Source organism: Haloarcula rara, from assembly GCF_029338235.1.
In the GTDB taxonomy this organism is placed as follows: domain Archaea; phylum Halobacteriota; class Halobacteria; order Halobacteriales; family Haloarculaceae; genus Haloarcula; species Haloarcula rara.
Window position 1 is genome coordinate 403,410 of the sequence record NZ_CP119785.1, and the last position, 16,044, is coordinate 419,453.

Annotated in this window: 19 protein-coding genes; 5 read left to right on the plus strand and 14 right to left on the minus strand. The window is 66.4% G+C overall.

From position 1 onward, the window contains the following. Positions 1 to 65: 65 nt before the first annotated feature. From P1K32_RS02065 to P1K32_RS02115, 11 genes are all read right to left on the minus strand, one after another. On the minus strand, positions 66 to 1,847 hold the full coding sequence (locus P1K32_RS02065) for a Na(+)/H(+) antiporter subunit D (RefSeq protein WP_276251066.1): 1,782 nt from the start codon (positions 1,845 to 1,847) through the stop codon (positions 66 to 68). Continuing rightward, the gene (locus tag P1K32_RS02070; RefSeq protein ID WP_276251067.1) at positions 1,847 to 3,649 is read right to left on the minus strand and encodes a proton-conducting transporter transmembrane domain-containing protein; all 1,803 of its coding nucleotides are present in this window, start codon (positions 3,647 to 3,649) and stop codon (positions 1,847 to 1,849) included. Before P1K32_RS02070 ends, P1K32_RS02065 begins: the two co-directional genes overlap by 1 nt. Further along, the gene (locus P1K32_RS02075; RefSeq protein WP_276251068.1) at positions 3,646 to 5,208 is read right to left on the minus strand and encodes a monovalent cation/H+ antiporter subunit D family protein; all 1,563 of its coding nucleotides are present in this window, start codon (positions 5,206 to 5,208) and stop codon (positions 3,646 to 3,648) included. The genes P1K32_RS02070 and P1K32_RS02075 overlap by 4 nt, the downstream gene beginning before the upstream one ends. Beyond that, positions 5,201 to 5,575: a cation:proton antiporter subunit C gene (locus P1K32_RS02080; RefSeq protein ID WP_276251069.1), complete on the minus strand. Its 375-nt coding sequence runs from the start codon at positions 5,573 to 5,575 to the stop codon at positions 5,201 to 5,203. Before P1K32_RS02080 ends, P1K32_RS02075 begins: the two co-directional genes overlap by 8 nt. Further along, the gene (locus P1K32_RS02085; RefSeq protein WP_276251070.1) at positions 5,572 to 6,039 is read right to left on the minus strand and encodes a Na(+)/H(+) antiporter subunit B; all 468 of its coding nucleotides are present in this window, start codon (positions 6,037 to 6,039) and stop codon (positions 5,572 to 5,574) included. The genes P1K32_RS02080 and P1K32_RS02085 overlap by 4 nt, the downstream gene beginning before the upstream one ends. Beyond that, positions 6,036 to 6,575, minus strand: a complete 540-nt coding sequence (locus P1K32_RS02090) for a DUF4040 domain-containing protein (RefSeq protein ID WP_276251071.1) — start codon at positions 6,573 to 6,575, stop codon at positions 6,036 to 6,038. Before P1K32_RS02090 ends, P1K32_RS02085 begins: the two co-directional genes overlap by 4 nt. Then, entirely contained in the window at positions 6,572 to 6,883 is a 312-nt protein-coding gene (gene mnhG / locus P1K32_RS02095; RefSeq protein ID WP_276251072.1) for a monovalent cation/H(+) antiporter subunit G, read from the minus strand. The genes P1K32_RS02090 and mnhG overlap by 4 nt, the downstream gene beginning before the upstream one ends. Then, positions 6,880 to 7,155, minus strand: a complete 276-nt coding sequence (locus P1K32_RS02100; RefSeq protein ID WP_276251073.1) for a cation:proton antiporter — start codon at positions 7,153 to 7,155, stop codon at positions 6,880 to 6,882. The genes mnhG and P1K32_RS02100 overlap by 4 nt, the downstream gene beginning before the upstream one ends. Next, a complete protein-coding gene (locus P1K32_RS02105; RefSeq protein WP_276252156.1) occupies positions 7,148 to 8,146 on the minus strand; it encodes a monovalent cation/H+ antiporter subunit E in 999 nt (332 codons plus the stop codon). The genes P1K32_RS02100 and P1K32_RS02105 overlap by 8 nt, the downstream gene beginning before the upstream one ends. A gap of 140 nt (positions 8,147 to 8,286) precedes the next feature. Further along, a complete protein-coding gene (gene coaBC, locus P1K32_RS02110) occupies positions 8,287 to 9,465 on the minus strand; it encodes a bifunctional phosphopantothenoylcysteine decarboxylase/phosphopantothenate--cysteine ligase CoaBC (protein WP_276251074.1) in 1,179 nt (392 codons plus the stop codon). Between the two features lie 59 nt (positions 9,466 to 9,524). Then, positions 9,525 to 10,262: an FAD-binding protein gene (locus P1K32_RS02115; protein ID WP_276251075.1), complete on the minus strand. Its 738-nt coding sequence runs from the start codon at positions 10,260 to 10,262 to the stop codon at positions 9,525 to 9,527. Positions 10,263 to 10,414: 152 nt separating this feature from the next. On the opposite strand from P1K32_RS02115, the gene pan1 reads away from it, so the two are divergent. From pan1 to P1K32_RS02140, 5 genes are all read left to right on the plus strand, one after another. Continuing rightward, positions 10,415 to 11,629, plus strand: coding sequence for a proteasome-activating nucleotidase Pan1 (gene pan1, locus P1K32_RS02120; RefSeq protein ID WP_276251076.1), 1,215 nt, complete (start codon positions 10,415 to 10,417; stop codon positions 11,627 to 11,629). Between the two features lie 61 nt (positions 11,630 to 11,690). Then, on the plus strand, positions 11,691 to 12,323 hold the full coding sequence (locus P1K32_RS02125) for a DUF420 domain-containing protein (protein WP_276251077.1): 633 nt from the start codon (positions 11,691 to 11,693) through the stop codon (positions 12,321 to 12,323). A 61-nt stretch (positions 12,324 to 12,384) separates the two neighbouring features. Further along, positions 12,385 to 13,194 (plus strand): helix-turn-helix transcriptional regulator, encoded by an 810-nt coding sequence (locus tag P1K32_RS02130; protein WP_276251078.1) that lies wholly within the window; start codon positions 12,385 to 12,387, stop codon positions 13,192 to 13,194. A gap of 115 nt (positions 13,195 to 13,309) precedes the next feature. Continuing rightward, positions 13,310 to 13,483, plus strand: a complete 174-nt coding sequence (locus P1K32_RS02135) for a DUF1059 domain-containing protein (protein ID WP_276251079.1) — start codon at positions 13,310 to 13,312, stop codon at positions 13,481 to 13,483. A gap of 8 nt (positions 13,484 to 13,491) precedes the next feature. Continuing rightward, complete coding sequence (locus P1K32_RS02140) at positions 13,492 to 13,983, plus strand: hypothetical protein (RefSeq protein ID WP_276251080.1); 492 nt, start codon at positions 13,492 to 13,494, stop codon at positions 13,981 to 13,983. A 49-nt stretch (positions 13,984 to 14,032) separates the two neighbouring features. On the opposite strand, the gene P1K32_RS02145 is transcribed toward P1K32_RS02140, so the two are convergent. The 3 genes from P1K32_RS02145 to P1K32_RS02155 are packed head-to-tail and all read right to left on the minus strand — an operon-like array spanning position 14,033 to position 15,994. Then, entirely contained in the window at positions 14,033 to 14,773 is a 741-nt protein-coding gene (locus P1K32_RS02145; RefSeq protein ID WP_276251081.1) for an ABC transporter permease, read from the minus strand. Further along, positions 14,770 to 15,714: an ABC transporter ATP-binding protein gene (locus P1K32_RS02150; protein ID WP_276251082.1), complete on the minus strand. Its 945-nt coding sequence runs from the start codon at positions 15,712 to 15,714 to the stop codon at positions 14,770 to 14,772. Before P1K32_RS02150 ends, P1K32_RS02145 begins: the two co-directional genes overlap by 4 nt. 49 nt (positions 15,715 to 15,763) lie before the next feature. Next, the gene (locus P1K32_RS02155) at positions 15,764 to 15,994 is read right to left on the minus strand and encodes an Rdx family protein (RefSeq protein ID WP_276251083.1); all 231 of its coding nucleotides are present in this window, start codon (positions 15,992 to 15,994) and stop codon (positions 15,764 to 15,766) included. Positions 15,995 to 16,044 lie beyond the last annotated feature (50 nt).

The window sequence follows — 16,044 nt, forward strand, 5'->3', positions numbered from 1 at the left end:
AGAACTATCGCAGATACGTATAAAGGTACAGCACCGATTATCCGCTGTGAAAACACCCTGTATATTCAGGGCAAGAGAAGTAGCACGACTGTCACGAAAACGGCGAGTACGAGGATGCTGACGCCGATACCGGCCCGGAGTGGGTTCGAGTGGTCACCCTCGACTACCTCCTCGTAGACGGTATCAGGATTTGTAACTGAGTTGACGACGGTGCTCGCCCCGGCGACGGCCGCCCGGTCGACGGCAGCATAGAGGTCGGTGAGGCCGACGACCAGTCCGCGGGTCCCGTAGAACACGGCCGGGTTGGTGAGACTATCTATGTCGGGGACTCGACCGAGTTTCGAGAGCGGTTTCTTCGCGAGCGCGAAGCCGACGAGGCCGATGAGTCCCAGGATAACGCCCTCGACGACGTGGACGACGGTGTAGGTCGTGTACACCTTCTCGACGGCGGCCTTGCTGGTGACGTCGAAGGGGAGCAAAGAGAAGAGCGCCCCGTCGAACAGCCCATAGAACACACAGAGGGCGGCGATACCGACCATCGCAACGCTCTGGCCGCGGTTGGCGTCCTCGACGTCGCCGTCGTACTCGCCGTGGAAGAAGGCGTAGTAGCCGAACTTGATGAACGACATGAACGTACCGACCCCACCCAGCAGGAGGAGCCACTCCAGGGTCGTCCACTCGTACACCGGCACCGGACCATCCACGAACGTGTAGTGAGCACCGTCGATGACGATACCTTTGCTGACGAAGCCGTTGAAACCGGGGAAGCCGGCGATAGAGAGCGCCGCCACGGTGAACGCACCGGCCGTAATCGGCATCTTTCGTGCCAGCCCGCCCAGTTTCTTCAGGTTCTCCTCGCCGGTTCGATAGACGACGACGCCGGCGGTCATGAACAGCAGCCCCTTGTAGAGGATGTGGTTGAACACGTGGGCGAAGGCGCCGGCCTGCGAGAGCGCCGACCCGATGCCGACGCCGGCTATCATGTAGCCGACCTGGGACTGGATGTGATAGGAGAGCAGCCGTCGCATGTCGTTCTGGAAGAGGGCGAAGGTGGCGCCGAAAACGGCCATCCCGCCGCCCATGTAGGCGATAGCGACGTGGCCGTCGGGGAACGCCCGGTACATCCCGTAGACGCCGGTCTTCGTCGTGAACACGCAGAGGAAGACGCTAGCGGCAATGTGTGGCCGGGGGTAGGTGTCGGGCAGCCAGGCGTGCAGGCCGATGAAGCCGACGTTAACGCCGATACCCACCGCGGCGAGGGCCGCTGGCAGACCCGCGGCGATACCCATCGTCTCGGGCCCACCGGGAACCGAGCCAAAGAGGAAGGTCCCCTTGATGGCGTAGTTCTGGAGGATTGCAGCCATCAGGAGGGTCCCGCCGATACCGTGGAAGATGGCGTACCGGTAGCCGGCACGGACCGCCTTCCCGCGGTAGTGCCACACGAGCAGCGTGCTGGTGACGGCCATCAGCTCCCAGAAGAAGAGGAGCGTCAGCCAGTCACCGGCGAAGACCGCGCCGTAGCTGGTGGCGACGTAGGAGTACGCGAAGGCGGTCTGGACGCTCTCGGCCTCGCTGGCGTACGAATAGAGGACCGCCGCGACCCCGATGATGCCGAAGATGACGCCCATCAGCCGGGAGAAGTCGTCGACGTTCAGCAGCACGGCGTCGAACCCGAGGAACGTCGTCCGGAGGAAGGCCCCGGAGGGGACGGCCCACGCCCAGGCGAGTGCCGCCCCTGAGGCGACGATACCGAGTGCGTGGCCGGCTCGCCGGGGCAAAGCGGCGATAGCTATCGCGACGGCGAGCAGGACGACCACGGGCGGAACGGTAGTCAGCGGGCCCGCCATCAGCCCATCACCCCCGGCAGTCCGCCGACGATACTCTCGACGATACGCAGGAACACCGCCAGTCGCGGCGCGATACCGAGTGCCAGCGACAGCGTCGCCGCGGTCAGAATCGGGCCGAGCATGAACCAGGTGCTCTCCTGACCCTGCCAGCCCCGGCGGTCCCAGCCGCCCTCGGGCGGGCCGCCGTGGTGTTCCTCGTCCTCGTGGAACTTCCCGAGGTGGTCGACGTGAGCCGGGTCGGGCACCGACTCGTCAGCCTCGGAATCCGGTTCGTCGCCAGCGCCGGGGTGGTCGGCGTCTTCGGCTGGCTCTTCCCGGGTCAGGTCTGGCGAGCCCGACTGGCTTGCCTCGGCGCCGTCAGACTGTGAGTCCGACGAGGAGCGGGGACTGTCGGTCCCCTCGCCGCCGTCGGAGCGAACGGCCTCGCTCCCCCCGAAGACGGCGCTGACAAGCGGTTTCTCGTCGTGGTGTTCGGGCGTCTCGAAGTACGCCTGGTAGACGATGGGCCAGAAGTACGCGATGTTCAGCACCCCGGAGACCAGCAGGGCGGCGGCGAAAATCGACTGGCTGCCCTCCAGCGCCCCGATGACGAGATACCACTTGCTGACAAAGCCCGCAACGAGGGGAATGCCGGCCATCCCCGCCGCGGCGACAGCGAAGGCGGCCATCGTCAGGGGCATCCGTGTGCCGATACCGGCCATGTCGCTGATGTCGTCGGTGTGGGTCTCGACGTGGATGGCGCCCGCACAGAAGAACAGGGTGAGCTTCATGAAGGCGTGTGCGGGGATGTGGAGCAGGCCGCCTATCAGGGCGTTCCCCTCGAGGAGCGCGAGCCCCAGGACGATGTAAGAGAGCTGGCTGATAGTGGAGTAGGCCAGCCGGCGCTTGAGGTTGTCCTGGCGCAGGGCGATGACACTCGATGCGAGCAGGGTGAAGGCGGCGACCGCGGCGAGGGGCAGTGCGACCCCGAGGTCGGCCATGAGGTCGGTCCCGAAGACGTCCAGCACGACCCGGGCGATGCCGAAGACGCCGCTCTTGACGACCGCGACGGCGTGGAGCAGCCCAGAGACGGGCGTCGGCGCGACCATCGCGTCGGGCAGCCAGGAGTGAGCGGGCATCAGCGCCGCTTTCACGCCGAAGCCGGCCGCGAGCAGGGCGAAGGCGGCCTTCGCGAGCGTGGGGTCGGCCGTCGCCAGCGCCTCGATACCGCCGGGCGTGAACGCGGTCGTTCCGGTCAGGAAGTAGACCAGCAGCGTTCCGCCGAGGACGGCGACACCGCCGCCGAAGGTGTAGGTGAGGTACTTCCGGCCGGCGGCGCGGGCCTCGTCGGTCTCGTCGTGGGTGACCAGCGGGTACGTCGACACCGTCAGCAGTTCGTAGAAGACAAAGAGAGTCAGCAGGTTCGCACCGAAGGCCACGCCGATGGCTGTGGCGACGCTGGCCGCAAAGGAAGCGAAGTATCTGGTCTGGGCGTGTTCGCTCAGCCCGCGCATGTAGCCGATGGAGTAGAAGCTGGTGACGACCCACAGCAGGCTCGCGAGCAGGCCAAAGAGGATACCGAGCGCGTCGGCCTGGAGCGCGAATACGAGCCCGTTGCCCAGGTCGACCACCTCGGTAACGTACGTGGTCCCCGACAGCACACCGGGGACCATGCTGGCGACGATGGCGAGTTTCGACCCGGCCACGAGGAGGGTGACGCCCTCGCGGACGTCGGGTCGCGAGTCCAGCGAGAGAATCACGGGGATAGCTAGCGCTGAGACGAGCACGGCGGCCAGTGGTCTGAGGGATGCGACGTCTGTCATTGTATGAGTGGCGGCAGTGTCTCTGTCAGGAGCTGTTCGAGCGCCGGGACGGCAGCCGTCAGCGCGACGGCGAGGACGGCGGCGACGACGAGCACAGCGAGCATCCCGGTGGAGACAGCGTTCTCACCATCGTCCCCGTCACCGCCCTCAGAACGGGGTTCTGACGAACTTCGCGACCCTTCGGCTCGCTCACCCCCGTCGGACCCCTCTCCCCCGTCGGCGATGGCCCCCTCTTCGCGGATGGTCGGCTCGGCGAAGTAGAGCCGCTCACCGAGCCGGGCGAAGTAGGCAAGGGTCAACAGCGTGCTCGCGAGCAACACGGCGACGACCGGCCATAGCTCGGCCTCGACGGCGCCGACGAGGATGTACCACTTGCCGACGAAGCCGATAGCTGGCGGGACGCCGACCATGCCCAGCGCGAGAACGGTAAAGGCGCCGGCGGCCAGCGGCGTCCGCCCGCCCATCCCGGCGTAGCCGCCGATTGTCGTGGTGCCCGTCTCGCGCTCAATGATGCCGGTCGCGGCGAAGAGCCCGCCTTTCATTACGGCGTGGCCGACGAGATGGACGGTCGCGCCGACCACCGCGATGGGCGTCGCGACGGCGAAGCCGGCGATGACGAGCCCGAACTGCGACACGGAGGAGTATGCCAGCATCCGCTGGACGCTGGCCTGCGAGACGGCTAGCGCCGACCCGGCGACGATGCTCACCGACGCGACGACGATGAGCGCCCAGCGCGCTGCGGGTACCGCGGTCAGGAAGTCGACGGTAAAGACCGAGAACAGCAGGCGCGCGAGCGCGTACGCCGAGACCGTCGAGACCAGTGCCGAGATAAAGGCGCTGACGCTGTCGGGGGAGTTCGCGTAGGCGTCGGGCTGCCAGGTGTGTAGCGGGAACAGCGCGACTTTCACCGAGAGGCCGCCGACCATCAACCCGAAGGCGGTCAGGACCAGCGTCGAGTCGTAGCCGACCGCGGCGAGTTTCCCGCTCATATCGGCCATGTTGAGCGTGCCCGTCACGGCGAGTGCGTAACCGACGCCCAGCAGATACAGCGAGGCGCCGACGGTCCCGATGATGAGGTACTTCAGCGCCGCGACGGCCGCGCTGGCCTCGCGACCGCTGGCGACGAGCCCGTAGGCCGCGAGCCCGGTGATTTCGAGGAAGACATAGAGGTTGAATACGTCGCCGGTCACCGTCATCCCCGTGAGCCCGGTGACAAGCAGGAGCAGCTGGCTGTAGAACGTGTTCTCGTGGGGCCCGGCGTGTCTCGCGTACGCGAGCACGCCAAGCGTGATGGCGCTGATGAGAAGCACCACGGCAAGCGAGAGCCCGTCGACGACCAATTCGATGCCGTATGGCAGTGCGAACCCGCCGACGGCGTAGCTGACGACGGTGTCGGGCCAGACCTGCTGGGCGAGCAGACCCGCGAGCGCGGCATAGGCGAGCATCGTGAGGACGGCGATTGACCAGCCGATCCGATCGGTGTACAGACTCGCAACCAGCGGCACCGAGGCGCCGATAATTGGCAGAACGACCAGCAGGACGGGGAGATGTTCAATCATAGTAGAGTTCCTCCAGGGTGTCTTCGTCGAGCGTGCCGTACTCCGAGTAGATACGGACGATGAGCGCGAGGGCGACCGCAGTGAGGGCCACCCCGACGACGATGGCAGTCAGGATGAGGACGTGTGGCAGCGGGCTCGCGTATGGACCCCCTCCCTTCGTCACAATCGGCGGGTTCCCGCCGGTCCGGTAGGCCAGCGTGACGAAAAACAGGAAGATACCCGTCTGGAAGATGTTCATCCCGATGACCTTCTTCACGAGGTTGGGCGACTCGATGAGGGTGTACAGCCCGATACCCAGCAATAGCATGACCGCGTAGTAGTTGTACCGGCTCGTCAGCAAGTCGAGCTGGAGGGGGTCGGCCGTCATCGCTCACCCTCCCCCGTGACGTGACCGAAGCCGGCCGCAATCAGGAAAAAGAGCCCGATGGCGACGCTGGCGACGATACCGCCGATACCGAGCTCGACCAGCTCGATACCGTACTTGCTGGCCTCGTAGTAGTACGGTTCGTAGACGTTGTACTGGAGGAAGTTCCCACCGAGCGCCATCGCCCCCAGCCCGATACCGGCGAAAACGAGGACGCCGCCGGAGGCCAGCGCCGCGACGACGCGCACGTCGACCCACTGGCGCGTCGAGTCGATGCCGTAGGCGAAGGCGAGCATCATCACGACCGAGCCGGCGATGACGCCGCCCTGGAACCCGCCCCCGGGCGTGTCCGCACCGTGGAACATGATAAAGAGGGCGAAGGTCAGCACGAAGGGGGCGACGACCCGGACCGTCGTCATGATGATGGTGGACTCGACGTACAGCCCCGGCCCGTCGTCGGCGCTCATGCGAACACCTCCCGACGGAGCACGGAGAGGGCGACGACGCCGGCCGAGAAGACCACGACGGCCTCCCCGAGGGTGTCGAAGCCACGGTAGGCCGCAAGCACCGCTGTCACCGCGTTTTTCACCTGCGTCTCCTTCTTGGCGTTTTCCAGGTAGTACTGGGTGACCTCGCCGCCGACGACGGGCGCGGTCGGGTCGCCGATGGCCGGCAGCGACGGCACCGTCGCGGCCATCACGAGCACGAACCCGCCGACGAAGAAGACCGTCCGCCAGCGGACCGACTCGAAGAGCGTGTCTACCTCCGGCGTGACCGTGTTGGCCAGTGCCAGCAGGAACAGGATGGTCATGATACCAGCGCCGACGGCGGCCTCGGTCAGCCCCACGTCGGGGGCCTGGAGGACGAGCCAGATGATGGAGATACCCAGGCTGTAGGCGGCGAAGGCGATGACTGCCGCCAGCGTGTCCTTCAGTAGCGCCGTGCCCAGCGCACAGGCCAGTACGAAGAGTAGCAACGCCCCTTCGAGCAGGGTCAGACTCATTGTTCGTCCTCCGTCGTCCACGGTTCGATACCCTGGTCCTCCGCGGCCCGGGCGATTGCGTGGGCCGCCGTCGGGTTCGTGAGGAACATGAAGATGACCAGGAAGACGGCCTTGACTGTCGAGAGACTCGATTCGAGAGCCAGGGCGACCGCGGCGATGGTGAGCACCGCACCGAGCGTGTCACTCTTCGATGCCGCGTGTGCGCGCGTGTATATGTCGGGCATACGAATGATACCGATGGCGGCGACGGCACCGAAGAAAGCGCCAAGCAGCGCCAGCGCGACGATGGCCCACTCGACTGGCGTCATAGCACACCCCCGTGCTCGACGTTGAACTTCGAGAAGGCTATCGAGAGCAGGAAGTTCAGCAGTGCGTAGACGAGCGCGACGTCCAGAAACGCCGACTCCTCGAAGGCCGCGGCGACCAGCGCGATGGCTATCACGGTGTTGGTGCCGGCGACGTTGACGGCGATGACCCTGTCGTGGATGGTCGGGCCGACGAACACCCGATAGAGGGCGACGACGGCGAAGAGGACGAAAGCCGCGGCGATAGCTAGCAGCGATGTCGAGAACTCAACCATCGCTGTGCCCCCCGTCGTCCCCGCGTTCACGCGGGGTCGCGATGGCCGCAGCCTCCCTGCCGTAGAAGACGAACCGAACGGCGCGTTCCAGCCCGCCGTCGAAGAGGTCCGCCCGCGAGCCGGCGGTCAGCGAGTGGATGGCGAAGGCCCGGTCGGTGACGCTTACCGTCAGCGTCCCCGGGGTGAGCGTGATGCTGTTTGCCAGCGTCGTCACCGCGGTGTCGCCCCAGACGGCCGCCTTGAGCTCGACCACTTCGGGGTCGATAGGCAGGTCTGGGTGGAGGACCACGTAGGCTATCTGGAGGTTCGCGACGGCGATCTCCTTGAACAGATAGGGCGTGTAGATTGCCATCCTGACGGTCTGTTTAGCCACGCGGGTGAAAGAGGGCTGGTCGCTGAACGCGACCGGGGCGAGCAGGACGGCGACAAGCGTCGCCGTGAGAAAGCCGGTGAAAACGTCGATGGGTTTCCACGCCGAGAGCAACATGTAGAACAGGTAGGAGGCGCCGAAGACGGCGAGGTACTTCGGGAGCGAGGCCGCCCGGGTGAGCACTGTCCGTTCCGTCCGGCGCTCGACGGGCGCTTCCTCTATTGCCACGTCGCCGCGGGCCAGCTCGATTGTCAGGGGCCGCAGCATGGGACCTGCGCCTCCGGGGCTGTATTCGGGGTCCAGAACGATTCGGTCGATAGCCTGTTCGTCGGCGTAGGAAAGCAAGACGTCGGCGTAGTCGCCGGGACTGAACAAGTACTGGTCGGCGCCGAGAACCTCGGTGACCAGCGAGAGATTCGACGGGCGCTCCCCGCCCGTGTCCTCGTCCACCCAGGCCTCGACCCGGTCGAGCAGGTCGCTGGCGGCGGCCAGTTCCGCCGGCGCGTCCGGGTCGACCGCGCGGGTCGAGGCGACGTCGACGACGTGGAGTTCGACGGGCCGGTCCGCGGCCGCCTCGGTGGCCACGTCGACCGCGTACGCGACGGTGTTTCGCACCGTCACGGAGTCGGCGACGGGCACCAGCAAGCGGAAGGCGTCGGAAGTAGTCACGGTAGGTTATGAGAATCCTGAATCTGTGTCTCTGAGAGGCGCTACAGTCGTTACCGGAAGCGAGCGTCGGGATACGCAAAACTATTTCGCAATCACTCGGCCACGGACGATTGTTCGCCCACTTTTTCGGCCAGTTTCTTGGCGACAGCGACGCCAAGCCCCTGTTTGTCACCGGTGTACTCGGCGTGGCCCTCGCCCTCGACGAGCAGGGCTCTGGTCCCCGCTTCGCCCATCACACCGGCGTCGTTCGCGACGACGAAGGCGAGGTCGACCCGTTCGATGAGGTCACGGGCGCGGGCGAGCAACCCCTCGTCCCCGCCCGTCGACTCGACCTTGAACCCGACGATGGGCAGGTCTGGATGGTCGGCCCGGACGGTGTCGATGAGCTTGGGCGTCGGTTCGAGCTCGAGGGTCAGTCGCTCCTGGCCGCTGCGTATCTTCTCGGCGGCGGCGTCGACGGTGTAGTCCGAGATGGCGGCGGCCGAGACGAGCGCGTCGGCCTCGTCGGCGACCTCGGCGACGGCGGCGGTCATCTCGGCGGCCGATTCGACGCGTTCGACGGTCGCGTAGGGGACCTCCATGCCATCCTGAACCAGCGTCACCTCGGCCCCGAGAACGTGACAGGCCCGGGCGACCGCTCGGCCGGTCCGGCCCGAGGCGCGGTTCGAGAGGGTCCGCACCGGGTCGATTGCCTCCGTGGTCGCGCCAGCGGTGACGACGACGTGCCGACCCGTGAGGGGTCGGGCGCCCGCCGCCCGCGCGACCGCCGTGACGATGGCCTCCGCCGTCGCGATTTTCGCCTTCCCCTCTTCGATGCGGGGGTTCACAAAATCGACGCCCCAGGACTTGACCCGGGAGATGGCGTCGAGCACGCCGGGATGGTCGTACATCGGCTCGTGCATCGCCGGGGCCACGACGACGGGCAGACCCGCACCGAGCGCCGTCGTCGCCGTCGTCGTCACTGGCGTGTCGTCGACGGCGGCGGCGACCTTCCCCACCGTGTTCGCGGTCGCCGGCGCGAGCAGGAGGACGTCGCCCCACCCGTCGACGCCACAGAGCTCGACGTGTTCGACCCGGCCCGTGAGGCCGGTCACGACGTCGTTCTCCGTCGCAAACTCGACGGCCCAGGGGTGGACGATACCCGTCGCGCTGTCGGTCATGACCGCCCGGACCGCGGCCCCCTGGCGGCGAAGCTCGTGGGCCAGTTCCACGGTCTTGACCGCCGCGATGGAGCCCGAAACACCGAGAACGACGTTGACTCCCTCCAACATACCCCTCCCTTAGCCGTCGCGGCCTAAAAGTTCGACCGTCCCGGCGACTCGCTCGGCGGCTAGTCTTCGTCGACGAGACTCGGGTGCATTGTCGGTTCTTCGGGGTGTGGCTCCGCGAAGGCCTCCCGCATCCGCTCAATCGACTCTGCCTCGCGCCGCTCGCGCGCCGCCTCGTCTATCTCCGTACATCCCGGCGGGACATCGCGGCCCCGCTCGGTGAAGTAGCCCTCCGGGACCGTCCAGTCGTGGTAGAAGTCGACGTCGCTGTCCTCGACGACCGCGAGACCGACCTGTGCGCCGTGGCCGGCGGCGACGACGGTCTGGTGGTGTTGCTCGGACAGGCGGCCCGCCACGTACAGGCCCTCGACCGTCGTCGAGCCGAAGTCGTCGACGCCGACGAACGTCTTCGAGCCGCGGTCGAGGAAGTCCACGTCGAGGCCCTCCAGATACGTCGCGTCGGACCACGAGGCCGCGACGACGTAGTCGGCCTCGTAGCTGTCGCCGTCGGCGGCCAGCAGTTCGAACCCGTCACCCTCGCGGGTCACACGCTGGATACGCCCGTCTGCGAACGTGGCGCCCGCGTCTTCGACCTGTTCCTCCAGCAAGTCCAGCAGAAGCCGGGGGTTGACCCCGGCCGGGAAGCCCGGGTAGTTCTCGAGGTGGGCGTTGCGCCGCAGGATTGATTCGCCGGTCGAGACGACGGTCGTCTGGAGCCCCGCCCGGCCAGTATAGAGGGCCGCCGAGAGCCCCGCGACGCCGCCACCGACCACGACCACCGAAGTGTCCGATGTTGCCATACGAGACGTTGCCCACGACCGGAAAGAAAACTGCCGGTTCACCCACCATCCGAGTGAGTGCCGTCTTCGGGGTCCTCCGGGTCGCTACTGCCGGTATCGGTATCTGGCACTACCCGAAGCCTCTTAATGATTCACCCACTAGTAGGGCCATAATGACCGACACCGTCGACGAGGTGGACCTGCCCTACGACGAGGGCGCCTCCATGCAAAAGAAGATCGAGGCGCTGCAGGAGCGTCTGGAGGTGCTCGAATCCCAGAACGAGGAGATGCGGGACAAGCTGCTTGACGCCAACGCCGAGAACAACAAGTACCAGCAGAAGCTGGAGCGACTCACTCACGAGAACAAGAAGCTCAAGCAGTCGCCGCTGTTCGTCGCCACGGTCCAGGAGCTCAACGACGACGGTGCTATCATCAAACAGCACGGCAACAACCAGGAGGCCCTGACCGAGGTCACCGACGAGATGCGCGAGGACCTCGCGCCGGACGACCGCGTCGCCGTCAACAACTCCTTATCAATTGTCAAACAGCTCAACGACGAGACGGACGTCCGCGCTCGCGTGATGCAGGTCGACCAGTCGCCCGATGTCACCTTCGCCGACATCGGCGGCATCGAAGAGCAGATGGAGGAGGTCCGCGAGACCGTCGAGATGCCGCTTATCAACCCGGGGATGTTCGAGGAGGTCGGCATCGAGCCGCCAAGCGGTGTCCTACTGCACGGGCCGCCCGGCACCGGCAAGACGATGCTCGCGAAAGCCGTCGCCAACGAGACCGACGCCACCTTCATCAAGATGGCCGGCTCAGAACTGGTCCACAAGTTCATCGGCGAGGGCGCAAAACTCGTCCGTGACCTGTTCGAACTCGCCCGCCAGGAGGAGCCCGCCGTCGTCTTCATCGACGAGATAGACGCCATCGCGGCCAAGCGGACCGACTCGAAGACCTCCGGCGACGCCGAGGTCCAGCGGACGATGATGCAGCTGCTCTCGGAGATGGACGGCTTCGACGACCGCGGCGACATCCGCATCATCGCCGCGACCAACCGCTTCGATATGCTCGACCGCGCTATCCTCCGTCCGGGCCGGTTCGACCGCCTCATCGAGGTGCCCAACCCCGACGTCGAGGGTCGCGAGCAGATCTTCCAGATTCACACCCGCAGCATGAACGTCGCCGACGACGTGGACTTCGGCGAGCTCGCCGCCGAAATCGAGGACGCCTCCGGTGCCGACGTGAAGGCAATCTGTACGGAGGCCGGGATGTTCGCCATCCGCGACGACCGCACCGAGGTCCGGATGGAAGACTTCCACGACGCCTGGGTGAAGATTCAGCAGGACGAAGAAGAGGACGAGGACGTCTCGAAGACGTTCGCCTGAGCGGCGCCCGAGGCCGGCTCCGTTCCAGAACACGGAAACCCCTCGAATTCTCAGTTCCGGTATGGCCGTCGCAGACAGACTCCAGTCGCAGGCGAGAGCCTCCCCGCGCCGTGTCACCGCCGTGTTATCGCTCGTCGGCTACATCCTCGTCTTCGGGACGTTCGGCGGGGTCTTCCCGTTCCCATCCATCAGCAACGAGACCGTCATCCTGCTGTCCGACGCTATCGCGGTCGTCAACACCGCAGCGCTGACAGCCATCGTCGCCGGCGTCTACTTCATCCGGACCGACCAGGTCCGCAAGCACCGGGCGGCGATGCTTTCCGCGTTCGGACTCATCCTCGCCTTCCTCGTGCTGTACCTCCTGAAGGTCGGCGGCGGCTTCGAGAAGTCGATTCTGGTCGAGGGACCGGTCTACTACGCCTATCTGATTATGCTTGCCATCCACATTCTCCTTTCCGCCGTCTCGGTGCCGGTCGTCGTCCACGCCGTCGTCCTGGGACTGTCACACACGCCCGAGGAACTCCGACAGACCGCCCACGCAAAGGTCGGGCGCATCGCGGTCGCCGCGTGGGGGCTCTCGCTGTTTCTCGGCATCGTTACCTACGTCATGCTGAACCACATCTACGGCTGGGTGCCACGCGGTGAGGACGCCGCCCTGTTGCTGGCCATCGTCGGGCCGAGACTACGGCGATAGGGCACCGCTCGTCGGACCGGCCAATCGAATCAGCTAACTTGTTGGTGTGTGGACATATACCATGGGCGCGAGCACTATCAGTTCACCACTCGACGACGTCGAGTACCTCTCGCGGTCCCACCACCGCGTGGCCGCACTCGATGCGATGGCAGAGCGTCCCCGAAGTCGGGCCGAACTCCTGTCGGTTACTGCCGTCTCAGACTCCACCCTCAGGCGTACGCTACGGGCGTTCGAGGAGCGACGCTGGGTCCGACGTCGGGACGGGCAGTACGAGGCGACGGAGCTCGGGACGTTCGTCGCAACCGGGATGACGGAGTTCCTCGACCGGCTGGAAACCGAACAGGCACTGCGTGACGTGTGGGGACTGCTACCGACCGGTACGAGCGGGTTCACCGTCTGGATGTGGTCGGACGCGGTCGTGACGACCGCGGTGTCTGCAGACCCCTACCGCCCGGTGAACAGATTCGAGTCGTTGCTCGAGTCGACCAGTGAGGCCCGGGTTGTCGGGGCTGGCCTCGCCGTACTCGAACCGTGCATGGACGAGCTCTGTCGGCTGGCGACCGACGGCACCGTCGAGATAGTCGATACGCCGACCGTCGTCGAACAGCTCCACAGGACCCACGCCGAGCAAGTATCCCGAATCACAGACAGTGAACAAGTCGCGGTTCGAACCCACGAGGACCTGCCGCCTCACGGGTTCGCCGTCTTCGACGGCCGCGTGGCCGTCACCGGGTGCGACCCCGAGAGCGGGACAGTGCGCGTGATTATCGATGCCGACGCCCCCACGGCACGGGAGTGGGTGGCGTCACGCTGTGACGCCTACCGGGGAACGCACCCACCGCTTGCGTCCGGTCCAGCCGGTGGTCGGTAACGCCGGGCCAGCCACTGCCCGGCGGGCAGCGACTGACAGTCGTGCAGTCGCTGCCGTCGTATCAGTCGATAGCTACCTCACGCACGCTCTCGTCAGTTCAATAGAGTGAGAGAGAATGACAGACGCACATCGACTCGACTGTGAGACACAGGCCAACGACTGCCGGTTCATCGTCCAATCGGAAGACGAGTCCGAGGCCATCAGCCTGGCACAGAACCACATGCGAGACGAACACGGAAAGGAGTTCACCGACGAGGAACTCCGCGAGGAACACCTACAGACAGTGTGAGACGAGCTATGGAATCCACAGAACAGACGGTCACAGGAACCGAAGTCGAGCGCAGTTCGAAGCTCCAGCAGGGGTCCATCCTGATGACGCTCGCAGGCGTCGCGTTCGTCGGCTACGGCGTCGTCTTCCTGGCGCTGAATTTCCTGGGAAGCGGCTTCGAACTCGGCGTGAGCACGCTCGGCGGGCTGACGCCGGCGGAGCTGAACCCGGCCGTCGCCTACTACATCAGCCACCTGCACGTCGCCACGGCGGCCTTTATCATCTCGACGGGTATCGCGGTGACTGCGCTCTCGTGGTACGGTATCCAGCAGCGCCTCAGATGGGCGTGGGCAACGGCGGTCGTCGCCGCGGTCGTCGCCCTCGCTCTGGCGCTCCCGATGCACTGGACGGGCGGGGCGTTCGCCCACGACTGGCTGACGCATCTCGGTCCCATCTACCTCGCCACGGCAGTGTTCGTGGTCGGGGCGGTCCTCGCCTACCAGGGGATAGCCGAGTCGTGAGGATCACCGCGGTATTTTTCGACGGGGAGAACACGCGCACCCCGACGGCTCAGTCCGTTCGAGGCAACAGCCACGCGCCGACAGCGAACGATACGACGGCACAGACCACAAGCACTGCCAGCGGCACCACTATCTCGCCGTTTCCGGTGCTGACCGCTCGCACCCCCCGGGAGAAGTAGGTGAGCGGCGAGAGCCACGTGGGGAACCACGCCGGAAGCAACTCCGGCGGGACGAACGTCTCCGAGAGGAAGAGCAAGGGCAGCGCGATACCGTTGCTCGCCGAGATGACGCCGTCCTGGGAGCTCGCGAGACTGCCCAGCATGGCGCCGACGCCACAGAACAGCGCGACGCCGAGCACGACGAAGGGCAGGAGGAGCGGCGAGAACACGATGTCGGCGCCGGTCAGCACGACCATCAGGCCGAGCAGGAGCAGTCCCGCCAGCCCGATGATGACCGTGTTCACGAGCGTCTGTGCCAGCAGCCACTCGGGCCGGGTCAGCGGTGTGGTCGCCAGCTTCTCGAAGCGGTTGCCGTCGCGGTGGCGCGCGACCTCGCTGCCGACCCGCGAGAGCGGCGTGAAGAGGACGACCACTGCGAGATAGCCCGGCACGTAGTAGGCCGGTTCACGGGTGAACAGCCCCCCGCCGCCGGGTCGCGTCTGGACCAGCACGCCGAAGATGACGACGATGATGAGCGGGAAAAAGAAGGTGAAGAAGACGGCTGTCCGGCGTCGCAGGAACGCGCGGCTGGCCGCGCGGGATTCGGACCGGAGCCGACCGAGGCGGCTCATCTGGCCCCTCCCGCGGCCGCGGAGGCGGTCTCTCTCGGCTCGCCCGACCGGCCGACGCCGGTACCGGTCAGTTCCAGATAGACGTCCTCGAGGTCCGGCTGTTTCCACGTCAGGCTGTCATAGCCCAGTCCGGCCGCGTCGAGCGCGTCGACGACGCCCCCGATGGACTCCGGACGGACGCCGTAGACGACCAGCCGGCCGTTCCGGAGCGTCGTCTGTGCCGGGTAGTCGATAGCATCGGCGGCCCCCGCATTGAACTCCCCGTCGACGAGGAGCTGGCTGTCGCCGCCGTGGTCGGCCACCAGCGCCTCGGGGGCGTCGAGCGCGACGAGCCGCCCGTCGGCCAGCAGCCCCACGCGGTCGGCGAGCCGCTGGGCCTCTTCCATGTAGTGGGTCGTCACGAGGATGGTGACGCCCCTGTCGGCCAGCCCCTCAAGTAGGTCCCACAGCGCCTGCCGGCCGGCCGGGTCGATGCCGGTCGTGGGCTCGTCCAGCACGAGCAAGTCGGGGTCGTTGATGAGCGCCGTCGCCACACAGGTCCGGCGCTGCTGACCGCCCGAGAGGTTCTCGTAGTGGGTGTCGGCGGTGTCGGCCAGCCCGACGTCGTCCAGGACGGCGTCGACGTCCCGGGTCTCGTCGTACAGCCCGGCGTAGTAGCTGACCAGTTCGCGTGCCGTCAGTCGTTCGTGGGGGGTAAAGGACTGCGGGAGCAGGCCGATGCGGTCGCGGTCGACCGCCGTCGGTGCCGCCCCGAACAGTTCGACGCGCCCCTCGGCGTCCGTGGTCCCGGTCAGCGCGCGAACGAGCGTCGTCTTGCCGGCCCCGTTCGGGCCGACCAGCGCAAGCACCTCGCCCGCCGTCGCCGACAGCGATACCCCGTCGAGTGCGACGGTGTCGCCGTAGCTTCGGCGGACCTCCTCCGCGACGAGTACCTCGGTCATACCCGTGGGTCAGAATCGATGGCCGAAAGCCGTTCCGTTCTCGGGGCGGCTACAACCGGTCCCGGACCTGCCGGACGATACCGTCGATGTCGTAGTCGTCCTCGCTTTTCTCGTAGACCGCCTCGCCGTCGACGGTGACGCGGAAGACGCCGTGGTCGCCCGTCACCAGGCTCACGCGGTCGAGCTCGGTCTCCAGCGCGTTCAAAACCGCGCGCTGTACGTCCAGTGCTCGGTCGCGAAAGCCACAGGGAACGCAGTATTCTATTTCGACAGCCGTCATATCCGTTGAGAGCAACGCCGCGGGTAAATGTCTGTGGCTGTTCGACCGGC

Excerpts from the sequence above, each read along its gene's own strand:
- mnhG (WP_276251072.1), bottom strand. The coding sequence starts at position 6,883 with ATGACGCCAGTCGAGTGGGCCATCGTCGCGCTGGCGCTGCTTGGCGCT.
- P1K32_RS02140 (WP_276251080.1), top strand. The coding sequence starts at position 13,492 with ATGGAATCCACAGAACAGACGGTCACAGGAACCGAAGTCGAGCGCAGT.
- P1K32_RS02155 (WP_276251083.1), bottom strand. The coding sequence starts at position 15,994 with ATGACGGCTGTCGAAATAGAATACTGCGTTCCCTGTGGCTTTCGCGAC.
- P1K32_RS02135 (WP_276251079.1), top strand. The coding sequence starts at position 13,310 with ATGACAGACGCACATCGACTCGACTGTGAGACACAGGCCAACGACTGC.
- P1K32_RS02070 (WP_276251067.1), bottom strand. The coding sequence starts at position 3,649 with ATGACAGACGTCGCATCCCTCAGACCACTGGCCGCCGTGCTCGTCTCA.
- P1K32_RS02090 (WP_276251071.1), bottom strand. The coding sequence starts at position 6,575 with ATGAGTCTGACCCTGCTCGAAGGGGCGTTGCTACTCTTCGTACTGGCC.
- P1K32_RS02145 (WP_276251081.1), bottom strand. The coding sequence starts at position 14,773 with ATGAGCCGCCTCGGTCGGCTCCGGTCCGAATCCCGCGCGGCCAGCCGC.
- coaBC (WP_276251074.1), bottom strand. The coding sequence starts at position 9,465 with ATGTTGGAGGGAGTCAACGTCGTTCTCGGTGTTTCGGGCTCCATCGCG.
- P1K32_RS02065 (WP_276251066.1), bottom strand. The coding sequence starts at position 1,847 with ATGGCGGGCCCGCTGACTACCGTTCCGCCCGTGGTCGTCCTGCTCGCC.
- pan1 (WP_276251076.1), top strand. The coding sequence starts at position 10,415 with ATGACCGACACCGTCGACGAGGTGGACCTGCCCTACGACGAGGGCGCC.
- P1K32_RS02130 (WP_276251078.1), top strand. The coding sequence starts at position 12,385 with ATGGGCGCGAGCACTATCAGTTCACCACTCGACGACGTCGAGTACCTC.
- P1K32_RS02125 (WP_276251077.1), top strand. The coding sequence starts at position 11,691 with ATGGCCGTCGCAGACAGACTCCAGTCGCAGGCGAGAGCCTCCCCGCGC.
- P1K32_RS02150 (WP_276251082.1), bottom strand. The coding sequence starts at position 15,714 with ATGACCGAGGTACTCGTCGCGGAGGAGGTCCGCCGAAGCTACGGCGAC.
- P1K32_RS02100 (WP_276251073.1), bottom strand. The coding sequence starts at position 7,155 with ATGGTTGAGTTCTCGACATCGCTGCTAGCTATCGCCGCGGCTTTCGTC.
- P1K32_RS02075 (WP_276251068.1), bottom strand. The coding sequence starts at position 5,208 with ATGATTGAACATCTCCCCGTCCTGCTGGTCGTTCTGCCAATTATCGGC.
- P1K32_RS02115 (WP_276251075.1), bottom strand. The coding sequence starts at position 10,262 with ATGGCAACATCGGACACTTCGGTGGTCGTGGTCGGTGGCGGCGTCGCG.
- P1K32_RS02080 (WP_276251069.1), bottom strand. The coding sequence starts at position 5,575 with ATGACGGCCGACCCCCTCCAGCTCGACTTGCTGACGAGCCGGTACAAC.
- P1K32_RS02085 (WP_276251070.1), bottom strand. The coding sequence starts at position 6,039 with ATGAGCGCCGACGACGGGCCGGGGCTGTACGTCGAGTCCACCATCATC.